Origin of the sequence: Vibrio sp. 10N.222.46.A1 (assembly GCF_041473595.1) — a bacterium.
Lineage (GTDB): Bacteria > Pseudomonadota > Gammaproteobacteria > Enterobacterales > Vibrionaceae > Vibrio > Vibrio tasmaniensis_A.
In genome coordinates this window covers 1-803 of the sequence record NZ_JBFRSN010000990.1, presented here as the reverse complement: position 1 = coordinate 803, position 803 = coordinate 1, and the positions used below count along the sequence as shown (strand labels likewise).

Here is an 803-nt window from a genome sequence, read left to right as displayed (position 1 = left end):
ATTCCAGCGAGACTTCAGAAAACCGAACCAGTTCACACGATGAAATTCCCGCATGATTGTAGTAGCTAGTACCATATTGGCTAAGCCCCATGAGCCTTTGCCTTGTTCATTATAAACAAAGCCGACTCGTCGATTTTTGTATGCATCACGAAGACGAACCTGAGGTAGCGCCATGCCAATAAAGCGTGAACTTGGTTTACTGCGTAGGTCTTGCCATGCTTTGAAATCAGGACCGGATAGAATTTTATTGATTCGCGTTATATCAGAGAGCCAGTCTGCACCATTTTCACCAAAAAACGTTGGTACTGGAGAGAAAAGCATCGGGCAAAGCGTCGCTTCTCCTAATTTACCTAACAGTTCTACGGTAAATAGGTCGTCATAATTGGCATCAAAATCGATGTCCATCGAGATAGGGTGGCTAAATGTGATGCATCCAAAGGGGTGACCCCCTAAAGTATTTAGCTCGCTATTACCTATCTTGTTATACAAATCGCTGGATTTTGTTGAGTACGCTTGATTGACATCGCTGGATATCTCAGTCCAATTCATATCGAGTAATTTTACATGAGCTCTTTGGTAGCTTATGGGCAAAGATACAAGTTGCTGAAGACTTAACCAGTTGCGTTCTAACTTTTGAAAATCAGGCTCATGAATTATTGCATCGAGCTGTAAACTGAGTGCAGTATCAATCTTCGATATTAGTGTGGATATCAATGAAATCAATGAGGATTTAGAGCGTAAAGAGTGTTGGTCTAGCTCAGATAATAGAGATAAAGCCTCTTTTATAAAGGTATTATCTGTAT

Annotated in this window: 1 protein-coding gene; it reads right to left on the bottom strand. The window is 40.8% G+C overall.

Annotated elements, in window-relative coordinates; genetic code table 11:
- A partial coding sequence (locus AB4496_RS22945) for a type VI secretion system contractile sheath domain-containing protein (protein WP_372132084.1) occupies positions 1-803 on the bottom strand: 803 nt, incomplete at both ends.